At 42.4% G+C, this 26,014-nt stretch carries 36 protein-coding genes and 3 tRNA genes; 21 read left to right on the top strand and 18 right to left on the bottom strand.

What is annotated here, in order from left to right; translation table 11 throughout:
• Positions 1–25 precede the first annotated feature (25 nt).
• Entirely contained in the window at positions 26–1,045 is a 1,020-nt protein-coding gene (locus COT72_05400; GenBank protein ID PIN99683.1) for a tyrosine--tRNA ligase, read from the top strand.
• A 3-nt stretch (positions 1,046–1,048) separates the two neighbouring features.
• Here COT72_05400 and COT72_05395 read toward each other — a convergent pair whose 3' ends face one another.
• The 4 genes from COT72_05395 to COT72_05380 all read right to left on the bottom strand — a co-directional run bounded on the left by COT72_05395 (position 1,049) and on the right by COT72_05380 (position 3,047).
• The gene (locus COT72_05395) at positions 1,049–1,420 is read right to left on the bottom strand and encodes a hypothetical protein (GenBank protein PIN99682.1); all 372 of its coding nucleotides are present in this window, start codon (positions 1,418–1,420) and stop codon (positions 1,049–1,051) included.
• A 129-nt stretch (positions 1,421–1,549) separates the two neighbouring features.
• Entirely contained in the window at positions 1,550–2,248 is a 699-nt protein-coding gene (locus COT72_05390) for a hypothetical protein (GenBank protein PIN99681.1), read from the bottom strand.
• A 51-nt stretch (positions 2,249–2,299) separates the two neighbouring features.
• Positions 2,300–2,384: transfer RNA gene (locus COT72_05385), tRNA-Tyr, on the bottom strand.
• 57 nt (positions 2,385–2,441) lie between these two features.
• Positions 2,442–3,047 (bottom strand): hypothetical protein, encoded by a 606-nt coding sequence (locus COT72_05380; GenBank protein PIN99680.1) that lies wholly within the window; start codon positions 3,045–3,047, stop codon positions 2,442–2,444.
• A gap of 60 nt (positions 3,048–3,107) precedes the next feature.
• Here COT72_05380 and COT72_05375 point away from each other — a divergent pair, with 60 nt between their 5' ends.
• From COT72_05375 to COT72_05355, 5 genes are all read left to right on the top strand, one after another.
• Positions 3,108–3,269 (top strand): 50S ribosomal protein L37e, encoded by a 162-nt coding sequence (locus tag COT72_05375; protein PIN99679.1) that lies wholly within the window; start codon positions 3,108–3,110, stop codon positions 3,267–3,269.
• A 55-nt stretch (positions 3,270–3,324) separates the two neighbouring features.
• Positions 3,325–4,521, top strand: a complete 1,197-nt coding sequence (locus COT72_05370) for a hypothetical protein (GenBank protein ID PIN99678.1) — start codon at positions 3,325–3,327, stop codon at positions 4,519–4,521.
• 45 nt (positions 4,522–4,566) lie between these two features.
• Positions 4,567–5,127, top strand: coding sequence for a hypothetical protein (locus COT72_05365; protein ID PIN99677.1), 561 nt, complete (start codon positions 4,567–4,569; stop codon positions 5,125–5,127).
• A 57-nt stretch (positions 5,128–5,184) separates the two neighbouring features.
• Positions 5,185–5,259, top strand: a tRNA-Lys gene (locus tag COT72_05360).
• Between the two features lie 130 nt (positions 5,260–5,389).
• On the top strand, positions 5,390–6,037 hold the full coding sequence (locus COT72_05355) for an adenylate kinase (protein PIN99676.1): 648 nt from the start codon (positions 5,390–5,392) through the stop codon (positions 6,035–6,037).
• A 10-nt stretch (positions 6,038–6,047) separates the two neighbouring features.
• Here COT72_05355 and COT72_05350 read toward each other — a convergent pair whose 3' ends face one another.
• The 4 genes from COT72_05350 to COT72_05335 all read right to left on the bottom strand — a co-directional run bounded on the left by COT72_05350 (position 6,048) and on the right by COT72_05335 (position 8,827).
• Positions 6,048–6,782: a hypothetical protein gene (locus COT72_05350; protein ID PIN99675.1), complete on the bottom strand. Its 735-nt coding sequence runs from the start codon at positions 6,780–6,782 to the stop codon at positions 6,048–6,050.
• A gap of 79 nt (positions 6,783–6,861) precedes the next feature.
• Entirely contained in the window at positions 6,862–7,545 is a 684-nt protein-coding gene (locus COT72_05345; GenBank protein ID PIN99674.1) for a hypothetical protein, read from the bottom strand.
• Between the two features lie 42 nt (positions 7,546–7,587).
• A complete protein-coding gene (locus COT72_05340; protein PIN99673.1) occupies positions 7,588–8,001 on the bottom strand; it encodes a hypothetical protein in 414 nt (137 codons plus the stop codon).
• Between the two features lie 316 nt (positions 8,002–8,317).
• The gene (locus COT72_05335; protein ID PIN99672.1) at positions 8,318–8,827 is read right to left on the bottom strand and encodes a hypothetical protein; all 510 of its coding nucleotides are present in this window, start codon (positions 8,825–8,827) and stop codon (positions 8,318–8,320) included.
• A gap of 114 nt (positions 8,828–8,941) precedes the next feature.
• Between COT72_05335 and COT72_05330 the strand changes: the two genes are divergently transcribed.
• The 7 genes from COT72_05330 to COT72_05300 all read left to right on the top strand — a co-directional run bounded on the left by COT72_05330 (position 8,942) and on the right by COT72_05300 (position 12,963).
• On the top strand, positions 8,942–10,270 hold the full coding sequence (locus COT72_05330) for an aspartate aminotransferase (GenBank protein ID PIN99671.1): 1,329 nt from the start codon (positions 8,942–8,944) through the stop codon (positions 10,268–10,270).
• A 48-nt stretch (positions 10,271–10,318) separates the two neighbouring features.
• Positions 10,319–10,390: transfer RNA gene (locus COT72_05325), tRNA-Thr, on the top strand.
• Between the two features lie 129 nt (positions 10,391–10,519).
• Positions 10,520–10,810 carry a hypothetical protein gene (locus COT72_05320; protein PIN99670.1) on the top strand — a complete coding sequence of 97 codons (291 nt, stop codon included), beginning with the start codon at positions 10,520–10,522 and terminating at the stop codon, positions 10,808–10,810.
• A 54-nt stretch (positions 10,811–10,864) separates the two neighbouring features.
• Entirely contained in the window at positions 10,865–11,248 is a 384-nt protein-coding gene (locus COT72_05315; protein PIN99669.1) for a hypothetical protein, read from the top strand.
• Positions 11,214–11,609 carry a hypothetical protein gene (locus COT72_05310; protein ID PIN99668.1) on the top strand — a complete coding sequence of 132 codons (396 nt, stop codon included), beginning with the start codon at positions 11,214–11,216 and terminating at the stop codon, positions 11,607–11,609. Before COT72_05315 ends, COT72_05310 begins: the two co-directional genes overlap by 35 nt.
• 53 nt (positions 11,610–11,662) lie before the next feature.
• Positions 11,663–12,262, top strand: coding sequence for a hypothetical protein (locus COT72_05305; protein PIN99667.1), 600 nt, complete (start codon positions 11,663–11,665; stop codon positions 12,260–12,262).
• Entirely contained in the window at positions 12,259–12,963 is a 705-nt protein-coding gene (locus COT72_05300; protein ID PIN99666.1) for a hypothetical protein, read from the top strand. The genes COT72_05305 and COT72_05300 overlap by 4 nt, the downstream gene beginning before the upstream one ends.
• Before the next feature lie 3 nt (positions 12,964–12,966).
• On the opposite strand, the gene COT72_05295 is transcribed toward COT72_05300, so the two are convergent.
• On the bottom strand, positions 12,967–14,682 hold the full coding sequence (locus COT72_05295; GenBank protein ID PIN99665.1) for a hypothetical protein: 1,716 nt from the start codon (positions 14,680–14,682) through the stop codon (positions 12,967–12,969).
• A 57-nt stretch (positions 14,683–14,739) separates the two neighbouring features.
• Positions 14,740–15,267, bottom strand: coding sequence for a 50S ribosomal protein L16 (gene rpl10e / locus COT72_05290; GenBank protein PIN99664.1), 528 nt, complete (start codon positions 15,265–15,267; stop codon positions 14,740–14,742).
• A 97-nt stretch (positions 15,268–15,364) separates the two neighbouring features.
• On the opposite strand from rpl10e, the gene COT72_05285 reads away from it, so the two are divergent.
• Genes COT72_05285 through COT72_05265 form a run of 5 tightly spaced genes read left to right on the top strand, consistent with a single transcriptional unit; the run spans position 15,365 to position 18,266 of the window.
• Entirely contained in the window at positions 15,365–15,883 is a 519-nt protein-coding gene (locus COT72_05285) for a hypothetical protein (GenBank protein PIN99663.1), read from the top strand.
• Positions 15,883–16,275: a hypothetical protein gene (locus tag COT72_05280; GenBank protein PIN99662.1), complete on the top strand. Its 393-nt coding sequence runs from the start codon at positions 15,883–15,885 to the stop codon at positions 16,273–16,275. Before COT72_05285 ends, COT72_05280 begins: the two co-directional genes overlap by 1 nt.
• A 39-nt stretch (positions 16,276–16,314) precedes the next feature.
• Positions 16,315–17,331: a hypothetical protein gene (locus tag COT72_05275; GenBank protein ID PIN99661.1), complete on the top strand. Its 1,017-nt coding sequence runs from the start codon at positions 16,315–16,317 to the stop codon at positions 17,329–17,331.
• Positions 17,332–17,365: 34 nt separating this feature from the next.
• Positions 17,366–17,851: a hypothetical protein gene (locus COT72_05270; GenBank protein PIN99660.1), complete on the top strand. Its 486-nt coding sequence runs from the start codon at positions 17,366–17,368 to the stop codon at positions 17,849–17,851.
• A complete protein-coding gene (locus COT72_05265; protein ID PIN99659.1) occupies positions 17,826–18,266 on the top strand; it encodes a hypothetical protein in 441 nt (146 codons plus the stop codon). The genes COT72_05270 and COT72_05265 overlap by 26 nt, the downstream gene beginning before the upstream one ends.
• Here COT72_05265 and COT72_05260 read toward each other — a convergent pair.
• The 7 genes from COT72_05260 to COT72_05230 all read right to left on the bottom strand — a co-directional run bounded on the left by COT72_05260 (position 18,253) and on the right by COT72_05230 (position 23,102).
• Positions 18,253–19,353 carry a hypothetical protein gene (locus COT72_05260; GenBank protein ID PIN99658.1) on the bottom strand — a complete coding sequence of 367 codons (1,101 nt, stop codon included), beginning with the start codon at positions 19,351–19,353 and terminating at the stop codon, positions 18,253–18,255. The genes COT72_05265 and COT72_05260 overlap by 14 nt on opposite strands.
• Positions 19,354–19,403: 50 nt before the next feature.
• Positions 19,404–20,537 carry a hypothetical protein gene (locus COT72_05255; GenBank protein PIN99657.1) on the bottom strand — a complete coding sequence of 378 codons (1,134 nt, stop codon included), beginning with the start codon at positions 20,535–20,537 and terminating at the stop codon, positions 19,404–19,406.
• A 40-nt stretch (positions 20,538–20,577) separates the two neighbouring features.
• Entirely contained in the window at positions 20,578–21,219 is a 642-nt protein-coding gene (locus COT72_05250) for a hypothetical protein (GenBank protein PIN99656.1), read from the bottom strand.
• Complete coding sequence (locus tag COT72_05245) at positions 21,216–21,893, bottom strand: hypothetical protein (protein ID PIN99655.1); 678 nt, start codon at positions 21,891–21,893, stop codon at positions 21,216–21,218. Before COT72_05245 ends, COT72_05250 begins: the two co-directional genes overlap by 4 nt.
• The gene (locus COT72_05240) at positions 21,893–22,120 is read right to left on the bottom strand and encodes an AsnC family transcriptional regulator (GenBank protein ID PIN99654.1); all 228 of its coding nucleotides are present in this window, start codon (positions 22,118–22,120) and stop codon (positions 21,893–21,895) included. Before COT72_05240 ends, COT72_05245 begins: the two co-directional genes overlap by 1 nt.
• Positions 22,121–22,126: 6 nt before the next feature.
• On the bottom strand, positions 22,127–22,687 hold the full coding sequence (locus COT72_05235) for a hypothetical protein (protein ID PIN99653.1): 561 nt from the start codon (positions 22,685–22,687) through the stop codon (positions 22,127–22,129).
• 94 nt (positions 22,688–22,781) lie between these two features.
• Positions 22,782–23,102 (bottom strand): hypothetical protein, encoded by a 321-nt coding sequence (locus COT72_05230; protein PIN99652.1) that lies wholly within the window; start codon positions 23,100–23,102, stop codon positions 22,782–22,784.
• Positions 23,103–23,192: 90 nt separating this feature from the next.
• On the opposite strand from COT72_05230, the gene COT72_05225 reads away from it, so the two are divergent.
• Complete coding sequence (locus tag COT72_05225; GenBank protein PIN99651.1) at positions 23,193–23,477, top strand: hypothetical protein; 285 nt, start codon at positions 23,193–23,195, stop codon at positions 23,475–23,477.
• 7 nt (positions 23,478–23,484) lie between these two features.
• On the opposite strand, the gene COT72_05220 is transcribed toward COT72_05225, so the two are convergent.
• Entirely contained in the window at positions 23,485–24,675 is a 1,191-nt protein-coding gene (locus COT72_05220) for a hypothetical protein (protein PIN99650.1), read from the bottom strand.
• A gap of 108 nt (positions 24,676–24,783) precedes the next feature.
• Here COT72_05220 and COT72_05215 point away from each other — a divergent pair, with 108 nt between their 5' ends.
• Both COT72_05215 and COT72_05210 read left to right on the top strand, forming a co-directional pair.
• Positions 24,784–25,290, top strand: a complete 507-nt coding sequence (locus COT72_05215; protein ID PIN99649.1) for a hypothetical protein — start codon at positions 24,784–24,786, stop codon at positions 25,288–25,290.
• A 186-nt stretch (positions 25,291–25,476) separates the two neighbouring features.
• Positions 25,477–25,998 carry a 50S ribosomal protein L15e gene (locus COT72_05210; GenBank protein ID PIN99648.1) on the top strand — a complete coding sequence of 174 codons (522 nt, stop codon included), beginning with the start codon at positions 25,477–25,479 and terminating at the stop codon, positions 25,996–25,998.
• The last annotated feature ends 16 nt before the right edge of the window (positions 25,999–26,014 follow it).

Below are 26,014 nucleotides of genomic sequence, written 5' to 3'. Positions count from 1 at the left end.
AACAACAAATGAGAGTGATTACAGTATGGACCTTGACAAGCGTGCAAAGTTGGTTGAAGCACGAACACAAGAAGTGGTGACGCATGATGAGCTCGTGGATTTGTTAAAAACTAAGAAGAATCCTGTTGCGTATTGGGGTACTGCTCCAACGGGTCGCGTTCATACTGGTTATTTTATTCCCGTCATGAAGTTCAAGGATTTTATTGATGCGGGTTTCACATTCAAAATATTGCTTGCAGATTTGCACGCACACCTTGATGACCAAAAATCGCCATGGGATTTGCTCAAATATCGTAGCGAGTATTACAAACAGGTCTTGCTTGGCATGTTAAAGAGTGCGGGGGTCAAAACAAGTAGTATTGAATTTGTGACCGGCAGTAGTTTTCAGCTTAAAGAGGACTACACAATGAATATGCTTCGCGTTGCCGCAAATGTCACGCTTAAGCGTGCAAGAAGAGCAGCATCAGAAGTGGTGCGCTTTAAAGAAGACCCAAAGCTGGGAGGCTTTGTCTATCCATTAATGCAAGTGCTTGATGTGCATTTTTTGAATGCTGATGTTGCCTTTGGAGGGATTGACCAGCGCGGCATTTACATGCTTGGAAGGGAATTAATGCCCGAGCTTGGCTTCAAAAAATATGTGAGCGTGTTCAATCCAATGCTCCCTGGACTCACTGGTGATAAGATGAGTGCATCAAATGATGCATCAAAAATTGACGTGCTTGACTCAACTCAAGACATTACACACAAGGTGAGCAAAGCGTATTGTCCTGCAAAAGTTTTAGAAGGTAATGGTATTACTACTTTTGTTGAGCACGTTATTCTCCCGCTTCGAGGCGAGTTTAGTGTGGTTCGTCCTGACAAGTTTGGCGGCAACAAGACGTTTAACACGTTTGATGAGGTAAAAAAAGACTTTGTGTCAGGTGCACTGCATCCTGCTGATTTAAAAGCAGGGGTTGCAAAAGAAATTGATGTGCTTGTCAAACCAGTCAGAAAACGTTTTGCAACACGACAAAGCTTAGTAGAAAAAGCATACCCTAATGCATAGCACTCATTTTGCAAGCCTCATAAGGGTGAGGTCAAGAAGTCGCAACGGATTTTCTTTTATCATAATTTTTCGAGAAATCTTGTCAAACTTGTTTTGTATTTTAATGTCTTGCAAAAGGGTTTTATCGATTTCTGTAAGATACAAGTATAGTTCAGCAATCTGATTATACCAAGTCACAACAGTGAGCAGGAGTTTGTCTTCTCCTAATTCTCGCTCAACCATACGTTCAACAAGTTCGCGTCTTTTTCGATAGTGTTCTTTTCCTTTCTTTCGTGATGCAATACTGTTTCGTTTCTCAACAAGGGGCATCATGTCATAAATATGGTATTCAATCATGGTGCGCAACTTTTTTGCAGTATAGAGGTATTTGCTCAAATCAGTGATGAGCTTTTTGTTATGCTCAATAAGGTTTTTTATGTCGCCTGCGTTTTGTTTTTCTTGAAATGAACTAATTTTTTTCTTCTCATCTTCACTAAGCGGTCGTTCAATAATATTATCCCACTCTCAAATCATATCCATTTTTTCAAGGCGGTCAATTACGGGTGCAGAACCTTGATTGTATTGTTGAAGAAGCGTGCGTATGGTTTGAATCGCATTTTGTTCAAACAGTTCAAGTTTGTCAATCATGTCTTTTTTCTTAAAGTCTTTTATGAGTCTGCCAAAACTGAAGAGAACATGGTTTGAGTAGAATGTGCTGTTCTTGTAGTTATTTTCTAATTCGTCAAGAACATTAAGATAGCAGTCATTATCATCATCAGTTAGCGCTTGTCCTACAATTGAAGCAGTAGGGGAAACGCCTCTAAAAAACGAGTAAAAATAGTAGTGAGAAAGATAGAAGTACACAACAAGGTTGTCAATTGCTTTTTCTGACAAGTCAACTTTTGAGAGCGCGTGGTGTATGTCATCAGCAATACCTTTCGCGTCTTTTGCAATGCCTCGCAGACCTTTTGCTGCTGCAAGTTCAGGGCGCACCAAGACAATTACTGAGTCAAGAAGAAATGATTTAAGCAGTGTTGCGGTTCCGGTTGCAAGCTTGATTGCAATCCGTTTGAGTGAATTGTTGTTTGGCACGAGTTTTTTTGGGTCTTTGACAAAGTGCCATGATTTTTGGCGCTCAGAGATTTCAACATTTGTTGCTTCAATAAGGTCATCAATTTCAATGTCATCAGAATCATAATCATATGCATCTAAAGAAAGCACCATGCTATACAGTAAGGGATGTGCACGCTTAAATAAATGTGTAATATTCACAAGTCCCGTCGGGGAGAATCGAACTCCCAACCTCACGGTTACTACAAGTCTTCTACAGCCGTGCGCTCTACCGTTGAGCTACGACGGGGGAATTGTGAGAAAACTAAACTTGGCATCCTATTTTAATGTTTTTGGTTATCCTGCTCTAAACCGAGCTGCGCGAACGTTGTTGCAAAGCAAGAGGTATCTCTTGTTTTTTTGTTAACCTCACAATTTTTGAATTTATTTTTGGTTGCGGGTAAAACGCATCTTTTGGAATGTCGTCAAGCAGTTCAACCACCCATTTTCTGGAGATTCTGCCAATTGGTCCTGTGCTTGTCATGCGGTATGCGAATTTTTTTGGCATCATAAGTACCGCAATCTCAAAAGGGTGTATTTTAAGCTTGTGCAAGAGGGGTTCGCACAGGTTGTAGGGCAGGTTTGAAACAATCTTATTTGCTTCTTTTGGTAAATAGTCTAGTGCGTTTGCAAATATGATTTCAACGTGTTCATAATTTTTTAATTCATCATGCAAGACTTCTTCAAATTGCGTGTCTTTTTCAATGGCAATCACGCGCCCTGCTTTTTTTGCGAGTTGTTTGGTAAGAAATCCAAGACCCGACCCGATTTCAAGAACCGTGTCTTTTCGTGAAAGTTTTGCATAAGAAATGATTTTTTGTGCAATAGTAAAGTCTGTAAAAAAGTGCTGGTCAAGGTCTGTTGACGGCGTGATGTGATATGTTTCAAACAGGTAGTCTATTTTTTTGTTCATGTGCAAAAAGCATTGGGCAAGAAAGCTTTAAATAGTCTTTCGCGATTTGTGTAGAGAGTAATGAAAGGCACTCCCTCACGCGGAAAACACAGTAAAAAAGTTGTACACATCCCGTGCAGACGCTGCGGTAACTCAAGTTATCATGTGCGAAAGAAAGTGTGCAGTTCATGCGGGTTTGGAGCAAGCCCAAAACGAAGAAACTTTGTGTGGAGTAAAGCATAAGTTTCTAGACCTTTTGTTCACAATTAATAAATAGTACTTCAAAACTAAGTAGGCTATGAGTTCTTATAAAATAATTTTTCAGGGTTTTGGAACCGTAAACGACCCGCTTGCACGACTCTTGTATCGTACGGGCTCATTTGGAAAGGGTGAAGCTGCCGCAACGCTTGGGGGAAGCGGGAAAAATGTGTGGGATAAAGGAAAAAAACAGCATTCAATAGAATTTCTTGGAGCAAGCGGTATTGATTTGTACATTGCACGCGGTGTTCAGGAAGTTGAGCGCATAAAAGAGTACTATGACTTTGAACCAAAAGGCACGGTTGATGAACTCTTCTCTGACAATGATGCCAAACTGGTTATTGACGCAACACCAAGCAAAGAAACTGCGCGCGCACAAAAAGAACAATATTATGATACCCACGCGCTAGAAAGTGTGTTGTTTAGCGGTGGCGCATCAGGACTGTTTGAACACCATTGGTGCGCTGTTCCAGGTAGCTTTTGTGATGACACGCAGCCTGAATCTCGTGTTGCAGACTATCTTACCAAGCAGTATTTAGTGAATAACAGTTGTAATGCAACGTTTTTGACAACCGTGATTGCGGGCGTGTCACAGGCAATTGATGTATCAGAGGTCAAGATGCTTCGCGGAAAAATTGACCGGCGAAGCCGTGATGTTTCAGAAAAACACAAACCCCTTGGCATGGGCGTGACTGCGCCTGCAGACAGAGGTGAGACAAAATATGTTTCGCATCTAAAAAAATCGGTTCCAGGCACCAAAAACTGGGATGTGCGTATTAGTGCAACAACAAACCCCTGGGAGATTGCGCACGTTAATGATTACACACTCACATTCAAAGAATCATATTTGCGCTCATTTGATGACATTGTTGAAGCATTTCACGCAAATCCTGTGTGCGTGCTTGTTGACAAGGATGCCACGCTTGACATGAATTATTATGATGAAATGCTCAAAAGCCAGGGCATTTACGAAGGACGCGTCACCCTACCAACCGTGCAACTCGTGCCGTACTCTGATACAGAGCTAAGGCTGCGAGGGTTCACGCCGCAAGAAAAGATTGACACTATTTCAAAAGCAGTGTGGGCGCTTCTCAAACTAGGACAGGTAAATACGGTTCATCAGGGTATTGAAGTAGTGGTAAACAAGGGTTTTGATTCATACACGTGGGAGGGCACGCCGTTAACGTTTAAGAAGTTAAAACCGCGTCTTGAAGCATTGCTAAGCAGGCATCGTTAGAAAGCATAAGCTTTAATTTAACAAAACGCGCTAGTACGTAGTATTGTGATTTCAGAGGTTGGCTACACCCTCATTTTCTATTTATTACTTCTATTGCTTTTCAAGCTTGCAGAAATTGTAGCATTTCGCGGTCAGCGCGTCAAGGGTGAAGTGTTTCATGAATGGACTATGTTTTCATTTTACGTTCCTGCATATTCTGCATTCTTAATGCCCCTTGTGCTTTACGTGTACGTGCCGTTTACCCTTAATTATTGGATTAGTGTTCCTGCGGTGTTTGTATTTCTTGGCGCAGTTGTAATACGGTATTTTGCGTACAAAGAGCTTCGCGAGCTTGCATACCCTCATATTCGCATTAAAAAGAAGCACGCACTTATTAGTTCAGGTTTATATAAGTATGTCAGGCATCCGGTGTATCTTGCGTATCTTCTTGCCGTGTTTTCAGCTCCGCTCATTCTCAATTCGTTTGTAAGCTTGGCGTTTTCAGCAACGTTTTTGCTTGGCTTGTTTATGCGTATTGAAAAGGAAGAGGAAGTTTTGTCCAAACACGTGCGCGGGTATAAACAATATGTAAAAAAGACGTGGAAGTTGCTTCCACCACTTTGGTAGGGTTTACCCAAATTTTTATAAACACTCTTTCATTCCTGTTCTAGTACCTATTATAATGGGCTCATAGCTCAGCCTGGCTAGAGCGACCGGCTCTTAACCGGTAGGTCGGGGGTTCAAATCCCTCTGGGCCCACTCACATTTTTTTTGGTGCAGCTTTTTTCTAAAAAGGTGCGGTAGAATCCCTCTGGGCCCACTCACTACTTTTTTAGTGCAGTAAAACATAAGAAATTTTTTTTAATTGAAACGCACGCATAAAAGAGTAATGAATATCATTTTGCTTGGACCTCCTGGTGCGGGAAAAGGAACGCAAGCGCAATTACTCTGCGACTACCTTTGCATTCCCCACATTTCAACAGGCGACATGTTGCGCGCTGCCGTGCACGAGGGGTCTACAGTAGGGTATAACATCAAAAACCTGCTTGACGCAGGCGGTCTTGTTTTGGATAGTATTATCATAGAACTCGTAAAGGAGCGTATTGCAAAACCAGACTGTGTAAGCGGGTTTCTCTTTGACGGCTTTCCGCGAACAATCACGCAAGCAGAAGCGCTTGACACGCAAGGAATCACCATTGATAGTGTTATTGAACTTGATGTTCCAGATAGTGAAATATTACTGCGCATGAGTGGGCGGCGTGTGCATGCTGCATCGGGGCGCGTGTATCATGCTGTGTTCAACCCGCCGCGGGTTGCAGACTATGATGATGTGACCGGAGAGCCATTAATTTTGCGTGATGATGACAGAGAACAAATCGTGCGTGAGCGTCTTGCAATATATCATCAGCAAACAGCGCGGTTGGTAGATTTTTACCAAGAAAAACAAAAACAGAGTAGAACACATTTTTTCAAAATTAATGGGGTTGGCGACATTCACCAAATACATGAGCGTACTCTCAGCGCACTTGAAATATAACTCGTTGTTTTTATTTGAGTACTTCAAAAATGGTTGAGAGGTTTTTTCGCTCAACAGTGAGAAGTGATATAATTTGTGGTTCTTTGCGGTTTTTGAGCATGATGCGATACAGAATAGCGGTGTTTCCTGCAAGTTGCAACAGGTACATGTGCGCGCGGCTTCCCACTTCATGCATGTTTTTCAAGTGTTTTTCAATGTTTGCAACAATGTCTTTTTCGTGGTCAGTAACAACCACAATAACGCCTGTGTTGTTGTAGAGTTCTGCAAGGTGTATTGGTTCTGCACCCATAATTTTTTTCTGGTTCCAGATAAGAACGCGTTTGTTTTTTCCAACAAGATAATTTGTGTAGCCCATGACGTTATCTATCTTCATTCCTTCACTAAACAGTTGTGCAATAACGTGTCGGTCGCGCGTGTAGTTTGCAACAAGAATCTTGTGCTGTCGCAGGGGTGATTGCAGGGCTTTGCGTCTTTCGCTTGCAAGGTGTTCTTCATCAAGCAGGGTGTCATCAATAAATGAGAGTATTGTTTTTTGCGGGTACGTTCCAAATCCGCGAACAAAGAATTTTCCCTTAGTTTGCGAGTAGTTAACGAGAAAATCAATCCACGCTTGCACCGGTTTGTTTTCAGGGTATGCTCGTTGAAGGGATTCGCGCGTTTGTGCAAGACTCTTATTTACGTCAATTCCTTGTTTAAGGTGTTTGCTCACTTCTGTGAAAAATTTGTAGGCAACATCTTTTTGCATTCTCTTGTTGAGGTTGAACGCGGTAAATAAGAACATAGAGTAATTAGGGTATTGTGAAATTAATATAGGTTGTTATTTCTTAATTAGCAATAAGCGTGCGAAGCGAGTTAAGAACAGATGGCTTGGTTTGTGCATGAAGAATTGCGCGATTTTCAATTTCAGTCAGCAAATGGTCAACAGTGGGGCAGTATTCAACAACGTTTTGTGCACACCCAAGCATGTCAAGCGTGTGCGCATCACTTCCTGCAACGCACGCAGGACCAAGTGCATTTATTCGTAGCGCGTTTTTTCGCAAGAGGGGTGTGAGCGGGTTTTTGTAGGAGTAATATGTTTCAACGCCTGAGAGCATTTTGTAATAGTTCTTTTTTGAGCGGTCAAAATAAAAGGGGTGCGGCAGGATGAGGACTGAACCGTCTGCGTGCGCACTCTCAATTGTTTCGTAGAGGTCAGGAAATGCTTCAGTATTAAAAAAGTCCTGTTTTGGGTTGAGGATGATAAGATGTGTTTCGCCAAGTACGCGTTCAAGGCGTGATGCTGGTTTGCAGGTGAGTTCAACGCCGGGAATGATGTGATTGTGAGTAATTGAGGGCATCATGTTATGGTCTGTGAGCGCGATGAAATCAAGACCTACCTGGCGTGCTCGTGTGAGAAGTGAGAGCGGAGCATATGTTGGCGGTATGTGAGCGAACCCGCGTTTTTGTTTTCTTCTGCCTTCCGTTGAGAGCACGCAGTGCGTGTGAAGGTCAATGTGCGTGTATTCCATGCTAATTGAAATGTGAGGAATAATTTTTAATACTTTTGGATTTTAAATATCCACGGAGTTGCCTTCTTTTGCGTATCTTACAAGAACAAAATCTTTAACTCGAGCAGTAAAATCTATCTCACGAAGCGTGCAGAGAATGTCTTCTAACTGAGAAAAATCGTGTAAAGCAGATTTGAGAATTTTTTTTCCAAAGGTTGTTGTTTTGTATTCCAACCCTGATGTAAAACCAATTATTTGGTGGCGAATAAGTGATTCCAAATCAGTAAGAAGTGCGCGTGAGAAAATGCCATCCTCAGACTTTATGAATTGATAATCAAAGAGTTTTTTTCCGTATGCTTGAAGAGATTCGTAATTAGTGGAAAAAAGAAGGCAGCTTATTTTCTCAATTCTGTCAAGGGGTAGGGTTTCTAATGCATACATAAGATAGTACCAGTTTGTTGAGAACTCACTACTCACACGGTTCTAGATACAGTTCAAATATTAAAATTAGATAGTTATACTTGTTTGAGTCCTAAAAACGCATAAGCAAGTCGTTTTTGTTCGTCTTCAAAGGTGGTTACGTCTTTTGCACGCATAAGATTGAGCTTGAGGTTTGTATCATATGTATTGATTACAAAACTTCACGTTGTTAGAATACATAAAAGATAAAAAGCAAGGTAACATGCATGACTAGTATGACAGATAAAAAAGAATGCAATTGCGCCAGACAGGACTGTGCATGCAAACAAGACGCAAAGCAAGAATCACACGGTTGTGGTTGCGGTAATTGTTGTTAAACGCTTCGGGCAAGGATTATTTCTAAGTCCCCATTCTTGTAGTGTGCAGAAACAAGCGGATTGACGGGCATGTTTTTAGACCACGTTTCCAAATTTTGATAGAATGTTCCTTTAGGTGTTTCTAAAACAAGGTAGTGGTATTGTTTGCGGGGATTATTTTTTGGTGTTCTTGTTTTAATCATAGCGCGCCATTGTGGATTAATGTCTGGAAAGAGCAGGGTAAAGTAGGAAGGGTGCACTTGTGAGTGCATTTCAAACAGCGCAGGCTTATTGGGTGTTCCGCTATGCAGTTTCATAAGCAGTGTGTCTTGTGCAATGCCTGTTTTTTTTGATAATTCCTGGGAAAGTGTTTCAAGAGCCTCGTGCGATAGGTTGGTTGCATAAAAGAAGTCAGGGCATGAGATTTCTTTGGTGCCAATAAAGTATGATATTTCAATAGTTCCTTTTTTGTCTTGGCATGCGTGCACATACACATCAAAATCAAATGCGTTCTCAGCGTTACTCATAGTATGTGTTTATGAAAGCGCGCTCTTTTTAAAATTAGTTGCATAAAATCATTATATAACGCGTGTTACCTACCAAAGCACATTTAAAGGATTGCAATACCTAATGGGACGACAATGTCTAACACAAGGTATGGTGTTATTGAGCGGAAAAATCTGCTTCGAAAAACAGTTCGCGGTCTTAAAAAAAGCGCAACACTTGTAATAAATGAGCAATGTAACGCACTAAAAGCGCAAGGCAGGGACGTATTCAAACTTGGTCTTGGTCAGTCACCATTTCCCGTTCCAACAAGCGTTGTTGAAGCGCTCAAGGAGCACGCGCATGAAAAAGATTATCTTCCTGTAGAAGGTCTTTTTGCCCTTAGAAGCGCTGTTGCAGAACATCATACCCGCATGAATGGGGTTAGCATCATGCCTGAGGGCGTGCTTGTTGGCCCGGGAAGTAAAGAATTATTGTTTTTATTGCAGCTTGTGTTTGAGGGGGCAATTATTCTTCCCTCTCCCTGCTGGGTTTCGTACCGTCCGCAAGCGCGTATTCTTGGCCATTCAATTAAAACAATCAAAACGCGTTTTGAAAATACGTGGAAAATTAGTGCAAAAGACTTAAAAGACCTCAGTCTTTTGCAGGCAAACCCGTACACGCCAAAACTTTTCATACTCAATTATCCTTCAAACCCAACAGGTCAGATATATAGCGCGCAGGAATTGGAAGAAATTAGCAGGGTTGCGCGAAAATATAATATCATCATTTTAAGCGATGAGATTTATGGACGTCTCACGTTTAACAAAACGCACACGAGTATTGCAACGTATTATCCTGAAGGAACAATTATTAGTTCAGGGCTTAGTAAGTGGTGCGGAGCTGGTGGTTGGCGTCTTGGAACGTTTAGTTTTCCAAACACATTGTACGCGCTCAAAGAGGCTATGGCAACAATTGCAAGTGAAACATACACGAGCGTGAGCGCACCAATACAGCATGCCGCCATAACCGCGTTTAAAGAGAATTCAGCAATTGATGCGTACGTTGCTGATTCGGTTCGCATACTCCACGCGCTTGGCGAATGGTGTGCCCTTACGCTTCGAAATGCGGGTGTTCGCGTGCACAATCCCCAGGGCGGTTTTTACGTGTTTTGCGATTTTTCCGAGCTCAACGATATCATTGATAAAAAAGGCATATTTGATGATGTGGAATTATGCGAGTCTATACTCAATAAAACAGGTGTTGCGATTCTGCCCGGCTCTGATTTTGAGCGTTCGCCAGAAGAGTTAACTGCGCGCTTGGCGTTTGTTAATTTTGATGGCAAACGCGCACTTGATGCAGTGCGAAACATACCCCAAAAAGTGCCGCTAACAACCGATTTTTTGGAAACGTATTGTGGCGACACCCTTAAGGCAGTGCGCAGAATTGTGTCATGGCTTTCACAAGAGCATGAACGCGGGGCATAGGTAAAACCTTTTAAAATATGCCCCTTTATTGTTTTAGTACAAAACAGTGCCTCGGTAGCTCAGTGGTAGAGCGATTGCCTTGTAAGCAGTAGGTCAAGGGTTCAACTCCCTTCCGGGGCTCTTTTTACGTTTCTTTGGTACAGCTTTCTTCCTAAGAAAGGTGTTGTGCACTCCCTTCCGGGGCTTTTTATTCTCATATCGGATACAGGATACAAATATTCTTTACTTGTTATGTAACTATTTTTTAGTATGACAAAATCTGTGCTTATCGAACTTATTGAAAATCGTTATTTTAAAGAGGGCCATCCAAAAGAAGTGTGGGCAAACAACACTATGGATGCAACGCGGCGCGAGCAATGCATGTGCCTAAATTGTGAGCGTCTTAACACGAACTCAACATACTACAATTCATGTCCTGTTTCACAAAAACTCTATGACCTTTCAAAAGAACATGACATGGCTATAATGATTACTCGTTGCGGTGCAACAGATGAACGCGGAAATCTTATGTACATCCCAGCAAAACACCTGAAAGAATAACAGAACTTAACAATTGTGAAAATGTTTTTATAGTGATTGTGTGCATAGTTTAATATGGCTGATGTTCTTGAAGGAGGTCTCTTAGAGCTCGAAATAACACAAGAAGCGCTCGAAGCATTGTCTGGTGTTGAAAAAAAAGTGCGCAAGATTAAAAAGAGCAAAAATCTTGACACTGCATACTTGCGCATTGTCTATGACCGCCCAAGTGGAGATTTTAAAACCGCAGTTGATAATGAAAAAGACGCGCTTGACAAGCAACTTGTTGTGGGGGGTCTTGAAATAATTGCAGACAACATAACTGCAAGAGCATTGCAGGAAAAAGCAATTAAGCTCCACTACCTTCCTGACATGCTTGGACAATACCGCTTAGCGCTTACCAGTCCATACGCAGGAAAGGCCTGCAATGGGTGCAGTGGGGGTGCTGGTTGCTGTGGGTGAACCTGATATGAAAAACAAGCTGTATGTTACAAAAAGCGCGCACGAAAAACTTCTTGAAATCGTTGAAAGCAAGAAAAAGGAACTGAATGAGGATACGTTATACGTGCGCGTGCTCTTTACAGGAAGAACTAATATTTCGCTTTCAAATACGCGGCATAATGATGACACGCTTGAAACGCACGCGTATGAGGGTGTGCCTGAGCTCAAAGTAGTGTACAACGCAGATATCGCAACGTTTCTTGAACACGCAACAATTGATTATGTTGAGGATGAGTTGAGCGCAGGGTTTAGCATTGACAATCCAAATGACATTCAAAACAGTTGCGAGTCGTGTGGTGGCGGAGCAGGGTGCTGCGGATAAGGGTAACGTGTTGAACGCAATTCTTAAAATCACATAATGCGCGTATGCAGGGTATGGTGCATCGTAAGCGTGCAGAAATCTTTACTGATATCAAAGACGTTCTTGAACATGTGTTGCATGGCATTGAAACTCAGGATTCTGCTGAGATTAAGGAGTGGAGCAATCACATCATTCATAATGCAAGCGTGTTTCAAGACAAGTACTCAGTTAGAACCGGTATTCTTGTATACGCGCTCTCAAAAATACATGAGCGCTACAAGTTTGAGAAAAACGCGCGCATGTGGGAGCGTTTTTGGAGTGAAATCATCACAGACATTCGTCTTGTGGTTCGCTCACTTGAAGCAAATGATGAAAAAAACATTGACAAAGGGTATCGGCTTATCACGCGCCAAATCAATTCTGCAGACAAGAAGTTTTCAGAACACATCCAGCATGTCTTAGAAAAGGCAAAAGTGCAAAAGGCGTGGAAAGTGTACGAACATGGGGTAAGTCTTGGGCGCGTTGCTGAATTAATGGGTGTAAGCAAGTGGGATGCCATGCAATATTTAGGGCAAACGCGCACAAGCGACTATAAAGAAGCAGTGAGTGAACATATCAAACAACGCTTCAAACAAGTCAAGGACGTATTTAAGCCGCGAAAGGTGAAACCATGACGCACAGTCTTGTTATGGATTCGTCAACCCTTATCAGCCTGTCCTCAAACTGTATGCTGAGTTTGTTTAAGCGTTTGAGAGAAGATTTTGACGTTGAATTTGTGATTGGACCAAGCGTGATGAGTGAAAGTATTGAACGCGCCATCACGTCAAAAAAGTTTCGAACAGAGGGTTTTCGCTTGCTTGAACTCCTCAAAAAAGGATATATCCTGCTCAAACAACCAAAAGAACTCCAAGACATGACCGAGCGCGTGCTTAAAGAGGCAAATCGCGTGTTGATTGCAAAAAATAATCCGCTTCACATTATTCATCGGGGAGAAGCAGAAGTAATTGCGCTTGCAACCCTGCTCAAAGAGGCGACCATTCTTGTTGACGAGCGCACAACGCGCTTGCTTGTTGAAAATCCTGCAAGCCTGCAAACACATTTGAAAAACAAGTTGCACACGCCCGTAAGCCTTGATAAAAGCGCGCTTCAAAGATTCTCTGAGTGCTGCAGTGGATTGCGTGTGTTTCGAAGCACTGAACTTGTCGCGCTTGCGTTTGACAATGACTATTTTAAAGATTATGAGCAAGAAGAGCAAATTCTCAACATTTCTGAAAAGCGTTCAAAAGTGTTAGAAGGACTGTTATGGGGTCTAAAACTTAATGGGTGTGCAATTAGTGAGAGCGAAATTCTTGATTATGCTCACCACTTATTATAAACGTTACCAAAAAGGCATGAACTGCTGGTTTTTTGATGCTTGCTCTTCTTGCGGTTGTGGTGTTAGTTTTGATTCTTCTTTTTTCGTGGTTGCAATATGCATGTTCACACCAAAGCGCGTGCAAAGCGCGATGAGTTCTTGGAGAAATATTCCTTCAGCTGAGCTGAATCCAACCGTGAGCGCGCTTGAAGTAGGTTTTGTTGCTAAGAGTGGTGAAAGTGGTTTTGGCACAAATGACGGTTCCGTGCTTGGTTGTGCAGGTAGTGGTTGTGTCATGTTTTGTTCAGTGTCAAGAAATGACGGTGCAGGAAACGCGTTTTCAAATGAGTTGTGCGATTCTAATGGTGGCGCAGGTGTTTGTACGCTGTAAAGTGATGCACTCTGCGTATCAAGAAGAATAGTATCATTCTCGTCAAGACTGGTAAAATCAGTTGATTGGGTAACAATGGGTTTTGCAAGTTCACGCGCAAGAATAGCAAGTTCAGACCCAAGCCCACCGTGCAAGCTTGCAATTCCTACAATGTTTTCAAGGTGGGCAATAAGTTTTGGTGAGAGCGTTTTAACAGCAAGCACGGTGTCTGCGGGAAGCGAGAAGAGTGCGTCAGCAGTTCCTGCAATGCGTAGCGTACCAGTAGCGCTTCCTTGTGATACGGATACTCCGCTTGCAACTTTTTGCATGCCTGATTGAAGTTCAGCACTTCCTTGCGAACGGGGCGGGAGAAGTTCGTGCACGCCGGTGAGGTACACGCGGTTTGAAATAACACAAAATCGGATGAAGTGGGATTTGAGGAAGTGCCGCTCAACTTTTTTTGCAAGGTGTGCAACACGCTTTATCACATCATCAGTAAGCACTGCTGAATTGCTTCGCTCAGTTGAGAGTTCTTTTTTTGTTTCTTTCATAGTGCGAAGGTCTCGTGTGAGAAGCCATTCTTGTCGGTTTATTTTGCGTTCAACAACTTGTAAATGCTCAGGGCCAACCGTGTACGAGTCTGGTGTGATTGTTCCCTCTTCAAGAGGTCGCGCCCAGCCCCAAATTGCTTCAACCACAACTTCTTTTTCCTGAGTAAGAGGGTTGGTTGAGAATGCAATACCTGATTGTTCTTCATCAACCATTTTTTGCACGCATACGGCAATTGAACCTTCATGAAAGCCATGCTTTTTGAAATAGTAAATCGCTTGCGGTTCATAGAGCGCACTCCACGCGCGTTTGAGCGCGTGAACAAGGGCTTCATCACCTTGAATATTTGAAATTGTTTTTCGTGTTCCTCCAAATGAGTACCCTCTTGTTGCTTCAGAACATAGTGAGGAGGTAATCTGGACTTGCGGAGTTCTCGCGCGCCCCGCACTAATCATAGCATACGCGGTTGAGTTGAGCGCTGCAAAGCGCTCACCACCTGTTTCAAGATTGTGGTATGCTGAGAGCACGCGGTCCTGCACGTATGCGGGAACCGTTGCGTTCATAATAAGTTCTGTTGCGCGTTTGCTTGCTTCAAGAATACTGTTTGAATCATTAAGGCGTGCTTGGGAAGTGATGTCAGCAAGTTTTTTGCAAAGACCATTTGCATTTGAAAACTCATCAAACGCGCTGGTGGTAATAACAAAGCCAAGGTTTACTGGAAAGTTTGATGAGTAGAGTTCTCCTAGTTTTGCAAGGCTCTCACCAACTTCGTGGGAATTATTCGAGTCTATGTCTTTAAACCATGCAATAAGCTTTGCCATTTCCCCGCACAACTAGAAAATCTCAAAGCTTATAATGATTTCGTGAATAAAAGAAAGTTAGTTATTATTTTGCGCAACTGAACAGCGCGCAGTAATGGGCATCTTTTTTGATGCGCGGATAAGTCCTTCACGCGCTTTTTGCACGTGTTGTTCGTTGAGGCGAACCGTGATGACTTCTTGGCCTTTGCGTACTTGCGCTGCAATGCCGGTTGGTTTTCCATACGGGTTTTTCATTCCTGACTGGAATCGGTCTGCTCCGGCCCCTGCTAAGAGTTTGTTCTCGCGAAGCACGTGGTGTGGAAAGACGCGGATAATCAAGTGGTAGTTGTCTTTGCCCACATATTTTGTGAGATATCTGTTGACTGCAAGTCGTGCTGATTCAAGAGCGTTGTGTCGAACTTGCATTGAATCATTTGAGACAAGATGCACTGAGTGCGAGAATTTTGCTTTAGTGTTTCCAAGCTCGAATTTCACGATTTTTGAGTTCGGCACGCCGCGAACAAAGGATTTCGCGCGATACTTTGATTTACGCGTAAACGGGCGTTTGATTGTTCGATAACAGCTTCCGCTTCTAAGTCGTGCCATAAGTAGTGTGGTAAAAGAAAAAGGGGTTTTTAAAGCTTTTTACTCATCATAGTGGATAGCAATAAAAGCTATAAAACAGGCAGGTCTTAGCCAGTATATGGGCGCTAACGTGCTTATATCTTCTGATGTGATGCAGGATTTTCTCAACGCATATATACCCTTAGTGCTGCGTGTTGGAAAAACGTTTTTGGTGAATCTTAAAGATGCACGTTTTTCATGTGACCATCTTGGTTTTCAGGCAATGAGTGCTGCGGAATTTGACGCGTCCCACGAGCTGTTAGACAAATACGCGAAATTGATTCATGCAGAACGTATTCATGAACGGAGAAATAACGTGTATTATTTTAATGAACCATTTATCGTGGATGATATTGTAATTCCTAAAATTGAAGTGTTTGAGCCAAAACCGGATGCAAAAAAGGAGCAGTTGCGTTCCGGCATCGAACATATTGCGTTTTTTGTTAAAGACTATGACAAATTTTTAGTTCAGTGCAAGAAAAAAGGTGTGTTAATTGACAAGACAATTGATATGGCTAATTCCAAGTTTTTCAAAACAAAAATAGTGAATACCGTGGAACTTGAATTTAGAAATGATGCGCTTGGAGAGTGGAACTAATGAAAAAAGAAAAAGGTATGAGCCTTGAAGCGTGCGTGGAACGCGCGCAGGAATACATTACAGAACAGGGCGCGTGTCTTTTGATTTTTGACGTAAAAAATTCGCGCGCGCACGATGATTTGAATGCGCTCTACAAAACTGTTGACGCGTTTCGCGCTGACGTGAACAAGACGTTCAAAGCATACCTGCCAAAAAACGTTCTTTCAACCCTTGTTCGTGAAGAAACCGGTTTTGAAATGAGGTGGGGTGATGCGTCATGGGCTGCAATTAACAACCCACAGGTTATCCTAGACATTATTGCCTATCAAAAAAAAGAGTATCCTTTGCTTGAATTGCACTGGGCTATTGCAAAAGATGGGTTTGACCCTGCAGCAGACACCATACTCTCATAGTAATAAGGTATTTTAAGAGGTGGTGCGCCTCATAGTTTTATGTCCTCATACTTATTTGTTTTAGGAAGAAATCCACAATTGTCACACTTAGAGTTAGAAACAGTATATGAGAAAAAACCGATTCACAAAAGCGAGAAATGCGTGATTCTTGAGCTTGACAAAAAACCAGACATTGCAACCCTGGGGGGAATAGTTAAGATTTGTGAGATTGTTGATGAAATCCATTATAAAGGAAAGAAAAACGCGTTTTATTGGGGGCTAAGCGATTACGACAAGGATGGATATGGAGAAGCACTCAGAAAAACCCTGCAAAAACAGTTTGTCAAACAAAAGCTTAAAGCAATTTACAAGCGCGAGAGCGAGCGCCCAAGCGTGGTAAACAAATATCGCTTGCTTGACGCGGTCGTATGCGATGGGTTTTTAGCAAAAACAATTGCAGCATATAACCCTGATGAAGTAGTGCAGCGCGAAGAAAAAAAGCCAGTCAACGATTTTATGATAGCTTCATCAGCACGGCTTGCACGCATCATGATTAATATTAGTAACGCACAGAAAAAAGACGTGCTTCTTGACCCGTTTTGCGGGGTTGGTGTGGTGTTGCAGGAAGCAACGCTTAAGGGCTTGCGCGTGATAGGTATTGAAAAAGACTCGCTTACCGCAAAAAAAGCACGAAGAAATTTGCACTGGCTTAAGCGCGGAAATTGGGAAATCATTGAACAAAACAGCACACAACTTGCAGACCATGTGATGGAATGTGATGTGGTAGTATCAGAACCCTACATGGGCGAGTTTCTTGACAAAATCCCTACCAAAAAACAAGCACACCGCATTGCACGCGGGCTTGAGGATTTGTACGCACGCGTGTTTGAGCAAATTGCAATTGTGCTCAAAAAAGGCGGGCGAATCGTGTTTGTGCTTCCCTATTTTAAGACACGTGAAGGAGATGTGCTGCGCGTATCTTTCAAGCACCCTTTTTTTGAGCGTGCGCGCGTTGCTTACGAGCATGAAGGAACAAAAATTGGGCGCGAAGTCGTTGTGTTTGAGAACGTAAAATGATTTTAATCTCATGTGCGAGAATAATAGTGTGGAGATGAAGGTCTTTGACGACTTTGCACAGGGAAAAAAAGAAATCTATCTTGCAGACCACTTGCTTAACGTAACGTATAAACTTCTTGGAGACTACAAAATCATTATCTCAGTAGTAAGACACGTGTGCGAAGCAGCATTTTTGGGCATTAACTCATTTTTGGAGTACGAGCAATTTGTCAAGAATCGCACAAGCATTCCAGAAGATACGGGCTTGCGCGTGCGCGTTTTTATCAAAGAATACGCACAGACTCTTGGATTGACAAAAGAGGATAGTGGTATGCTCTTAGCATTGACAGAACTGCAAAACATTGGAGCAGAAGCCACGCATTACGTGCAAAAAGGGAATAATTTTTATGTTATGAGTGGTGGATTTAATCTAGCACGCATTGATGTTTCAACATTGCGTGCGTATATTAAGCAAACATCGCATCTTATCACCGATTTGGAGAAACACGTGCACAATGACAGAACAGAAAATAAGGTATAATCTTAAGAAGGCTCGTCTTGAGGTTGAAAAAGCAAGAAAAATGCTTGACAACTTTGACATGCTTTCAGAAACAAGTGTAAAACAGTTTATTGAAAACCTGATTTCAGCAATGAATGCCTTGAGCAAGGTCATACTTATTTTAGAAAAAGACCTGCCCGTTAGCGGTGATGAAACGTTTGAAGACCTGAACCAGGACATGTTTGAGCGCATGGAGATTGAAAGAAAAATCTACGACGCGTACTATGTTATGCGCCACATAACGCGTTGCAGAATTGAAAAAATAGAGAACGGGGTGCGCGTAAGTTCGTGGAAGAATTCAAAAACATTCTCAAAAGCTGAGCTCAAAACATTCTTAGATTGGGTTGAAATGTTATGCGATTCTGTAGCCAAAAAAGCAAGCCTCACTGCTCTTTGAGAAGTAGTTGTGCTGCTCTTTGCGCCCCATTAAAGTCAAAACGCATTGCTTCAATATTTTCTGAGTACGTTTTTGCTTCTTTGAGCACGCGCGTAAGCGCTTTTTCAACAAGGTCCTTGTCATAGCCTTTTCGCGGGTACACAACTTCTGCAAGCTTGTTTCGCCTGAAGAACGTGGCGTTTGCAACTTGCTCAATGTGGTTTGGAAGTGGCAAGATGAGTGACGGCTTTTTAAGGTACGCAATGTTTGTGAGTGTTGAAAATCCTGCAAAACTAATAACTGCTTTAGCCCCGTGCAGGTATGAGAGAACTTCGTCCTCGCCAAGAAGCGGGAACAAGTACACGTTTCCAACGCGCTTAATGGTTTTTGTTGGGAAGTTTAAAAGAAAGAAATTCTCTTTTGGAAACCGCTTGAACACGTGAAGCAACTGGTTGACAATGTCATACGTAAGTGTTGAGCCCGGTATTGGCACGCATATGTAATCCTGTTTTGCTGAGCTTCGCAAAGCTTGTTCATCAAAGGTTGGGTTAATAACCAGTCCAACATTGTGTTTTTTACTCATCTTAAAGGGGGTCTTATCAAATGAAGGAACAATTACGTCATCAACGTATTGCACAACGTAGTGGTCAATCTGTTCTAAGAACGCGAGTTGGTAGCCAAGGCCTTCTTGAAATCGTTTTGGCACGAATTTTGCTTCTCGAATCGCGCCTTGCAGGTTTTCAATCAGCACGCTTCGCGTTTTAAGAAAGTTCGCAGAAATAAGCCCAATAGGGTCGGAGTCTGAAACTATGGTATCAAACGGGTAGTCTTTTTGGAGTTTTGAGATTCGCAAGTAATCGCCTGCAAGCTTGAAAAAAAGGTCTGCTTCTTTTACTAGGGTTTTAAGCAGTTCAAACGAGTACTCGCCATGATAGTCAAAACCGCGAAGCCCAACAGGTGAGAATCCTTGCCTCTCAAAATATTTGAGCGCTGAACCATATGATGCGATTTTGTATTCAGCATGTTTTTTGATTTTGTTAATAATGGCATGAGTGCGCGTCGCATGTCCAAGACCAACGCCACTTGGAACAAACAAGAGTTTTCGCATGGTCAGTAGCTATAGACAGCGTAATCGTATTTAAAACCATAGATACTGCACTAGAGAAGTTTTTTTGCACGCGTTTTTCTGCGTTTATCTTCTTGCTCGTGCACGTCTTTGAGTTCTGCAAGGTAGCGCAAGTCTTTTGAAGAGAGCAGGTCGCGCGCAAGGCCGCTTACGCTTAAGGCCTGTCTATAGTATGCATTGATAAGAACCGTGTGGACAAGGTCGATTTCTTCAGAGTCTGTGCGATTAGCAAAGTGTTTTGCCACCTGCTCAAAATAATTAATAAGCTTGCCAACATAACCTTCGCCATAGTTGAGCATGTTGATGGCCCCGTCATTTGAATTGTACAACAAGTCGCCAAGATCATCAAAGAGTTCGCTGAGCGCGACAAATCCTTTAATGTAGTAAAATGCGCGCTTGTCCGCTTTATCATTGCGCATGGCTTGCATAAAATCAGTAAACACCTGGTGTGTGCGGTCACGATAGCCTTCGTGGGCGCAAAGCATCATGTATGATTTTTCTTCTTGCGGCTCGTCTGCTCTTTTGAGTATGACAAAGTCAGCGTCAGGGTCGTCATCAAAGCAAAACACGTCATCTACAACAAAATCAGCAATCAGCACATCATTGTGCGGACTGCCTTCTGCTTTTTTGATAAGATGCTCAAGTGTTTCAGGTCCGTTGTCTTCATAGGTTTTGTCCTCTTCTTTTTTTTGAACGCTGTTTTCAAGTTTCCCTCCAAGGTCTGGTGCATGATTCTTAGCCGTGTTTTCTTGTTCGTTTTTCAAATAGTCAGTAAACCCCGTGCGCGCGAGCGCGTGGAGTACTGCATGTGTTTCATCAATAATAAACGCGTGACCTTGGCCCGGGTCAAGATAGCCGCGCATATTGGGTTCACAAAGAAAGCCATACGCGTTCCAGAAATCAAGAATTTCCGGCTCGTATTTTGCAATAAGCGCATCCTCATCAAATAGAGTGAGGTCGGCGTCAATCTTTTTAAATAACCCGGTTAGTCCTGTTTTGATTTCGTCATACACTGATTTGGTAAGAAACCCATCGCGCAGGTAAAACGAGTCGAAGTAACTGCCGTCAGGATTAACCCGTTCAAGCGCTTCATCTTCAACAAGAAGCACGTCAAACGTGGTAGCGTTCCAAACGCTTTGCACAACTGCTTCAATGTCCCCGCCCATTACCTTTTTTTGGGGGTGGTTTGTACTCATAAACTCTTCGTTAGTTTGGTGTTGTGTAGGTGTAGAATTGTTCTGCATATTTAAAGCCGTACACGAGACCATAGTAGAGGGATTTGACGTAGAGAAATGGTTTGAGAATGTAGATGAGGTATTGTTGTGAGGGGAAGTGTTTGAGTGCTTCCATTTTTTTATGATGGTACGCGCTCACGTCAATCATGATTTGGTTTTCGCGAACAAACGGCGTGAACCACGAGTTGACTTCAAAACCGTACACTTCGGTTTCAAGCCGTGTTTTTTCAAGAGCGCGCTTGCACGCGAGAAACACGGCGCGGTGGTCCGGGTGCAGGTCGTTTGCGTGGTGGACAAACACTTTTTGGGGTTTGTAGCGCTCAAACAGGTATGCAACTTTTTTACTCAGATAATCGCGGCGCGAGGTAAGTTTAGTGTCTTTTTGTCCAAGAAAAATAGTGTCAGTAACGCCAAGCACGTGGTCTGCGGCAATTGCCTCATTAATGCGTGTTTTGACCAGCTCTTTTTTGTTACGCGCCCATGCGGGTGATGATTCTCCTGCTGAGCAAATCACAACAAGCACGCGATGTCCTTCTGCAACGTATTTTGCCATAGTTGCGCCAACGCCAAGAATGGCATCATCACTGTGCGCGCTTAAAACAAGTATGTTCATTGCTCTTCATCCCTGTTGCTCTTTTTTGTCAGGTATGTTTTAGCAAATCCGCGAATTTTTGAGAATGAGATAAGTGGTTGTTTTTTCATTTTTCTCGAAATCACGTGCTGGAAGACAAACAATGTGAGGGCAATGCTTCCAATAAGGATGAATGCTTTGTTAAACCCGCTGATAAATCCTTCGCGCAGGATGGTGTCTGCAACAAAATCACCAAGCAGGGTAAAAAAGAACGCGCGAGGAAAGCTTGTGATTGCAGTAGCAATGATAAAAACGCTGAATTTTATTTTTGTCATGCCCGCACCATAGCTTACCGCATCAAAAGGGACTACTGGTATGAGCCTGCCAATAATAACTGCTTTTGCGCCATACAAGTCAAACCATTTGTCTGCAAAATCAAACACGGTTTTGCCAAGAAAGCGTTCTGCAACGGGTCTGCCTCCTTTTCGTGCAATATAAAACCCAATTACAGCACCTGCTGTTTCGCCAAGGCTGCCAATAATGCCCCCCCACAACCAGCCGAAGCTTGCACCGCCAAGAATAAGAAGGGCTTCTGAGGGTATTGGTGCAATAATTGATTGGAGTATCATTGCAACAAAAAAGCCGGGCAAGCCGTAGAGCTGCGTGATACTAATTACTGCATCATACACGGGTTGAAGGTATTGTTCAAGTATCATTATGTTGTTATCATCGTTGTCGTGTTCTGGATGTGTTTGATGCGCCTGAGCGTTTCAACAGTAAATGAGCGCAAGTCTTCTAGGGTTTTTGTCTTCACTTTGAAGATGATGTCATAGTCCCCATACACAATGTCTATATCTTCAACTTCTTTGAGTCGGTTGAGTTTTTCTGCAACAAAACTTTCTGTTCCCGGTTTAACGGTGGCAAGGATGTATGCTTTTACCATAGGTCTTCACTTCTTGATGAGTTTATGTTTTATGAGCATTGTATTTGGGATAATAATTTTTTCACTTTTGTTCTTGTCAAGAACTGTGTGAACAAGGTCGATTTCACGAACTTTGCCGCTCACGCCTGCAACTTCTATTGAATCTCCTCGTTTGATAATGTTTGTTGATGAGATATAAATTCCTGCTGCTGCGTTTGGTATAATATTTCTTAGTGCAAGTGCTGCTGCAACAACCACTGCAATAATAAGGACAAACACCAGAATGTCCATAAGCACGCTTGACACGCCAAGGCGTCCGAGCACAACGAGTAAAACAATAAAGTAAAGGTAATAGCGGATAATGTTTGCAGTAAAATCAAGAATGTGGGGGGTTATGCCAACGCGTGCAAACATTGAGGCGACTTCTTTGTCACGTAAGATTGAACGAATAAATTTATTGAGAACCGATACTACAAAGAGCCCAACAAGCGCGTACACGCCTGCAGAAAACACGCGAAGCACAAGCGTATCAGTAAGGGGTGTGATGCTGAGTGCAACAATAACGCGCGCAACGTCCGTGAGATTCATACTAGTTGTTAGAAAGGATAAAAACAATTATTAACGTGTTGGTTTAAAAAGTGCTTAAACATTAATAGATACTGACCACAGCCCTGATACCTATTCAAGATAAACTTAAAATTTGAGCATCAACGTTATCAGCATATTCTTTAGCTAATGCTAATTCCAACTGTATAATGCTGCTAACAACAGCACTACTCATATTTATTCTGTATAGTTTCGTCTTACCAAACACCCGAGAAATTTTAACCATACCTATCTTTTCCAATTTAGGGAAATATTTAAAGAAGGTGGCTTTTGATAGGTTTATTTCTTCCATAATTTGTTTTTTAGAATAGTCAAATAATTTGTTCTCTACTAAAAAATCAACAATTCTAATAATAGGACTATCTCCTAGATATTCAACGAGAACAGATTTCTCCATAGTAACGGTATATCGTTATAAGGTATATAAATTTACCCTTTGAAAGTATAGTATAATAAACCTTTAATAGGTAGATGTTTTAAAATACACGTGCACGATTCGAAACGAAGAATAATCTTAACAGACAAACAAATCCAAGATGATATACTCACAAGACTCAATCGGCGTCGGGTCTGGGGCGGAAAACACACTGATTTCGAGCACTTAAAAAAAGGAGTTCCGGCATATCTTAGTGGAGATTATCTACAAAACGGGAAAACACTCATAAAAGAAGGATTACTAATTCAAAAGAAAACGAATTATGGATTGCAAGTGGCACTCAATCCAAGAAGAAGAAAAGAAATCCAAAAACGGATTGAAGAATCACTAGAATAAACATTTCTTAGAAATATGTGTTAAGTGTTGGTTGTTTGTGAGCGGCGATGAGTTTGCTCGCGTTTAGAACTGGTGTTGGGTCAATGCCAAGAAGCGTTTTTGCGTATAAAAGCCCTGATTCAAGTGTGTCAAATCGGCGTTCAAAATTGAAAGCTTTTCGCATGTTCTCGCGCACCTGCCATACGCCAAGCGGCAGGAAGTAGTCGCGCGTAATCTTTCTCAAAACAAGCGCACGCGCACAGCGCTTATTTTTTTGCAGGTAATCAAGAATTGCAAGGCGCGCCGCATAATAGCCTCCAGCAGTTTGTGACGCGTAGGATGTTCTGCCAAACGGGCTTTCATAGTCGGTAGTAAAACCCCTGTGTGGGTTTTCAAAAAACTCGAACAATTCGTAGGACCACGGTCCAGGCATCAATACAATTGCATAGTGGTTTCCAAGCTGCGAGCCAAAAAACACACGATACTCATCAATGCCCGGAAATGCTTTGATGTTGTGAATCATTTGCTTTCCAAGAGTGTCATCAACAGCAGTAATGCTCCACCGCGTTGGCACAAGTTTACGCTGCGTTTTTACGCCAAGAATACCTCCTGAAAGAATGCGCGCGAGTTTAAGCTCATCAATGCCTTTTTTGTAGAGCATGCCAAGCGCGTCAGTTGCTCTAAGGTCAATATCATAATACGCTTTTTCTATGGGTTTTAAAACGCGCACGTTTTCTGCAAGCCGCACCGTTTTAAGCTCAACATTTGGCCCCATGGGCGCCGCGTTTGCAAACGTTTGGGGATGATAAGCAATACTCTTTTTAAGATGTATTTCAAGGTCAGTTTCCTTTTTTGCCATGGCAAGTTCCTGAAATGTGCCAACAGTTTTTTGCGCGCGTTTCACATTTGACGTGATTCGCGAATTAATAAGCTCGCCTCGAAGTGCGGCAATTTCTGACACGCCAAGCCCTTGTTTAAACCACGTATAGTGATTATCAAGAGTTGCTATATCTCCCTCATAATTAATTGGTGACATAACACCAACGTTCACGTCAGGATAGTTGTATCTGCCAACAAAAATGGTTGGCGGTGACGTGCTCATAAAATCTTTAATGCCTGATAAGTCGCGTGAGAGAATGTGCACAAACGGGCATGGCCTGCCCTGGTGTGCCTGTAATTTACAGGTGGGACAAAGACCGCCACGTTGGGGGATGTGCATATCACTTTTAAAGAAGAATCATACTTTAAAAAAAATAGTATTGTACGCGTCCACTAATTAAGAGGAGTAGAGAAACAGATTTTAATGCATGCGCGCTTAACATAACCTATGGCAATTCGTGGTTTTACAACAGACATTTTTCTTACCATGGTTATTAACAGCGGTTTATTAGTTGCCTCAGAGCCAGAATTGCACGGGGGCAAATTAAAAGAAATAAGTTCGCTTATTGCAGGATATCTTGAAGTAATTGATATCACACGGGGGGATTACCACGCGTTTACGTCACAAGGAAAGTCAAAAACGTATGAGGGCGCACGCTCAGTGTTTAAGGATATGGGCTACGAGATGGATGCAACGGTTATGGCACGTAGTAAAAAAAAGAAGATTCTTGTTGTTATCGGACCAAACCATCATCTTGCAAGTCAGACACGGATTAATAATGTCGTAAAAAACACGATGAAGATTCGCCAAGAACTGTATGAAACCGCTAAAAAAATTGCGGACGAGCTTGAAGCACGTTTTTTCAGGCATGATGATTCATTTCTTTTTGACGAGAGCAAGGGCAATGATATGGTGGGTATAATGCAGCACCACCTTGCAAAGCTGCGCAAGTAGTAATAGTCCCTTCTACAGAAAATTGTTACTGTTTGCCGACTGCTATTTCCCGACACTTTCTGGATAGTTTAGACGTTGCGGACAGTTACAAAACGATAATAACTTTTAAAAAGGGTTAAGCAATTAGTTTGCAGATAACCGCGCGTTGATTCGATTCAGTTCGATGAGCATAAATGGTGATAAAACATGGGATTTTATAAGTATCTCAAAGAAATATGGAAAAGCCCTCTTAAAAACAATCGAGAGGAATACAAGCAGCTTTTGCAAACGTGGCGCAAAGAAGGCACGATTGTTCGTATTGAGCGACCGTCAAACATTGCAAGCGCGCGCCGTCTTGGGTATCGCGCAAAGAATTGTTTTGTTCTTGCACGCGTAAAAATCAAGAAAGGCGGAAGAAAAAGACCACAACTGCATTCTGGCAGGAAGCCGAAAAAAACAGGCCAGGTTAAGTACTCGCCACGAAAGAGTTTGCAGCTTATTGCTGAAGAACGCAGTTCGCGAAAGCATCCTAATCTGGAAGTCTTGAACAGTTACTGGGTTGGCGATGACGGACACTACACATGGTTTGAAGTCATTCTTGTAGACCCCTACCATCCGCAAGTCATAACTGACAAGAATTTACAATGGCTTTTGTCAACAAACAGCCGCAAGCGTGCGCTTCGAAGCCTAACAAGCCAGGGCAAGAAATTACATAACAGAACAAAGTAAGGCAATTCTCTCAACT

It is taken from the genome of archaeon CG10_big_fil_rev_8_21_14_0_10_43_11 (genome assembly GCA_002763265.1).
Lineage (GTDB): Archaea > Nanobdellota > Nanobdellia > PEZQ01 > PEZQ01 > PEZQ01.
The sequence above is the reverse complement of the archived record's forward strand: the minus strand, read 5'-3'. Positions and strand labels throughout refer to the sequence as shown.

Bases quoted from the DNA above. Each gene is read 5' to 3' on its own strand.
- COT72_05265 (PIN99659.1), top strand. From the start codon at position 17,826: ATGACAGAACAGAAAATAAGGTATAATCTTAAGAAGGCTCGTCTTGAG.
- COT72_05310 (PIN99668.1), top strand. From the start codon at position 11,214: ATGGGTGCAGTGGGGGTGCTGGTTGCTGTGGGTGAACCTGATATGAAA.
- COT72_05370 (PIN99678.1), top strand. From the start codon at position 3,325: ATGAGTTCTTATAAAATAATTTTTCAGGGTTTTGGAACCGTAAACGAC.
- COT72_05245 (PIN99655.1), bottom strand. From the start codon at position 21,893: ATGATACTTGAACAATACCTTCAACCCGTGTATGATGCAGTAATTAGT.
- COT72_05215 (PIN99649.1), top strand. From the start codon at position 24,784: ATGGCAATTCGTGGTTTTACAACAGACATTTTTCTTACCATGGTTATT.
- COT72_05350 (PIN99675.1), bottom strand. From the start codon at position 6,782: ATGCAAAAAGATGTTGCCTACAAATTTTTCACAGAAGTGAGCAAACAC.
- COT72_05255 (PIN99657.1), bottom strand. From the start codon at position 20,537: ATGGGCGGGGACATTGAAGCAGTTGTGCAAAGCGTTTGGAACGCTACC.
- COT72_05320 (PIN99670.1), top strand. From the start codon at position 10,520: ATGACAAAATCTGTGCTTATCGAACTTATTGAAAATCGTTATTTTAAA.
- COT72_05355 (PIN99676.1), top strand. From the start codon at position 5,390: ATGAATATCATTTTGCTTGGACCTCCTGGTGCGGGAAAAGGAACGCAA.
- COT72_05260 (PIN99658.1), bottom strand. From the start codon at position 19,353: ATGCGAAAACTCTTGTTTGTTCCAAGTGGCGTTGGTCTTGGACATGCG.
- COT72_05400 (PIN99683.1), top strand. From the start codon at position 26: ATGGACCTTGACAAGCGTGCAAAGTTGGTTGAAGCACGAACACAAGAA.
- COT72_05375 (PIN99679.1), top strand. From the start codon at position 3,108: ATGAAAGGCACTCCCTCACGCGGAAAACACAGTAAAAAAGTTGTACAC.
- COT72_05250 (PIN99656.1), bottom strand. From the start codon at position 21,219: ATGAACATACTTGTTTTAAGCGCGCACAGTGATGATGCCATTCTTGGC.
- COT72_05345 (PIN99674.1), bottom strand. From the start codon at position 7,545: ATGGAATACACGCACATTGACCTTCACACGCACTGCGTGCTCTCAACG.
- COT72_05390 (PIN99681.1), bottom strand. From the start codon at position 2,248: ATGGTGCTTTCTTTAGATGCATATGATTATGATTCTGATGACATTGAA.
- COT72_05240 (PIN99654.1), bottom strand. From the start codon at position 22,120: ATGGTAAAAGCATACATCCTTGCCACCGTTAAACCGGGAACAGAAAGT.
- COT72_05275 (PIN99661.1), top strand. From the start codon at position 16,315: ATGTCCTCATACTTATTTGTTTTAGGAAGAAATCCACAATTGTCACAC.
- COT72_05315 (PIN99669.1), top strand. From the start codon at position 10,865: ATGGCTGATGTTCTTGAAGGAGGTCTCTTAGAGCTCGAAATAACACAA.
- COT72_05330 (PIN99671.1), top strand. From the start codon at position 8,942: ATGTCTAACACAAGGTATGGTGTTATTGAGCGGAAAAATCTGCTTCGA.
- COT72_05280 (PIN99662.1), top strand. From the start codon at position 15,883: ATGAAAAAAGAAAAAGGTATGAGCCTTGAAGCGTGCGTGGAACGCGCG.
- COT72_05270 (PIN99660.1), top strand. From the start codon at position 17,366: ATGAAGGTCTTTGACGACTTTGCACAGGGAAAAAAAGAAATCTATCTT.
- COT72_05220 (PIN99650.1), bottom strand. From the start codon at position 24,675: ATGCACATCCCCCAACGTGGCGGTCTTTGTCCCACCTGTAAATTACAG.
- COT72_05230 (PIN99652.1), bottom strand. From the start codon at position 23,102: ATGGAGAAATCTGTTCTCGTTGAATATCTAGGAGATAGTCCTATTATT.
- COT72_05295 (PIN99665.1), bottom strand. From the start codon at position 14,682: ATGGCAAAGCTTATTGCATGGTTTAAAGACATAGACTCGAATAATTCC.
- COT72_05335 (PIN99672.1), bottom strand. From the start codon at position 8,827: ATGAGTAACGCTGAGAACGCATTTGATTTTGATGTGTATGTGCACGCA.
- COT72_05305 (PIN99667.1), top strand. From the start codon at position 11,663: ATGGTGCATCGTAAGCGTGCAGAAATCTTTACTGATATCAAAGACGTT.
- rpl10e (PIN99664.1), bottom strand. From the start codon at position 15,267: ATGGCACGACTTAGAAGCGGAAGCTGTTATCGAACAATCAAACGCCCG.
- COT72_05380 (PIN99680.1), bottom strand. From the start codon at position 3,047: ATGAACAAAAAAATAGACTACCTGTTTGAAACATATCACATCACGCCG.
- COT72_05235 (PIN99653.1), bottom strand. From the start codon at position 22,687: ATGAATCTCACGGACGTTGCGCGCGTTATTGTTGCACTCAGCATCACA.
- COT72_05210 (PIN99648.1), top strand. From the start codon at position 25,477: ATGGGATTTTATAAGTATCTCAAAGAAATATGGAAAAGCCCTCTTAAA.
- COT72_05285 (PIN99663.1), top strand. From the start codon at position 15,365: ATGGGCGCTAACGTGCTTATATCTTCTGATGTGATGCAGGATTTTCTC.
- COT72_05300 (PIN99666.1), top strand. From the start codon at position 12,259: ATGACGCACAGTCTTGTTATGGATTCGTCAACCCTTATCAGCCTGTCC.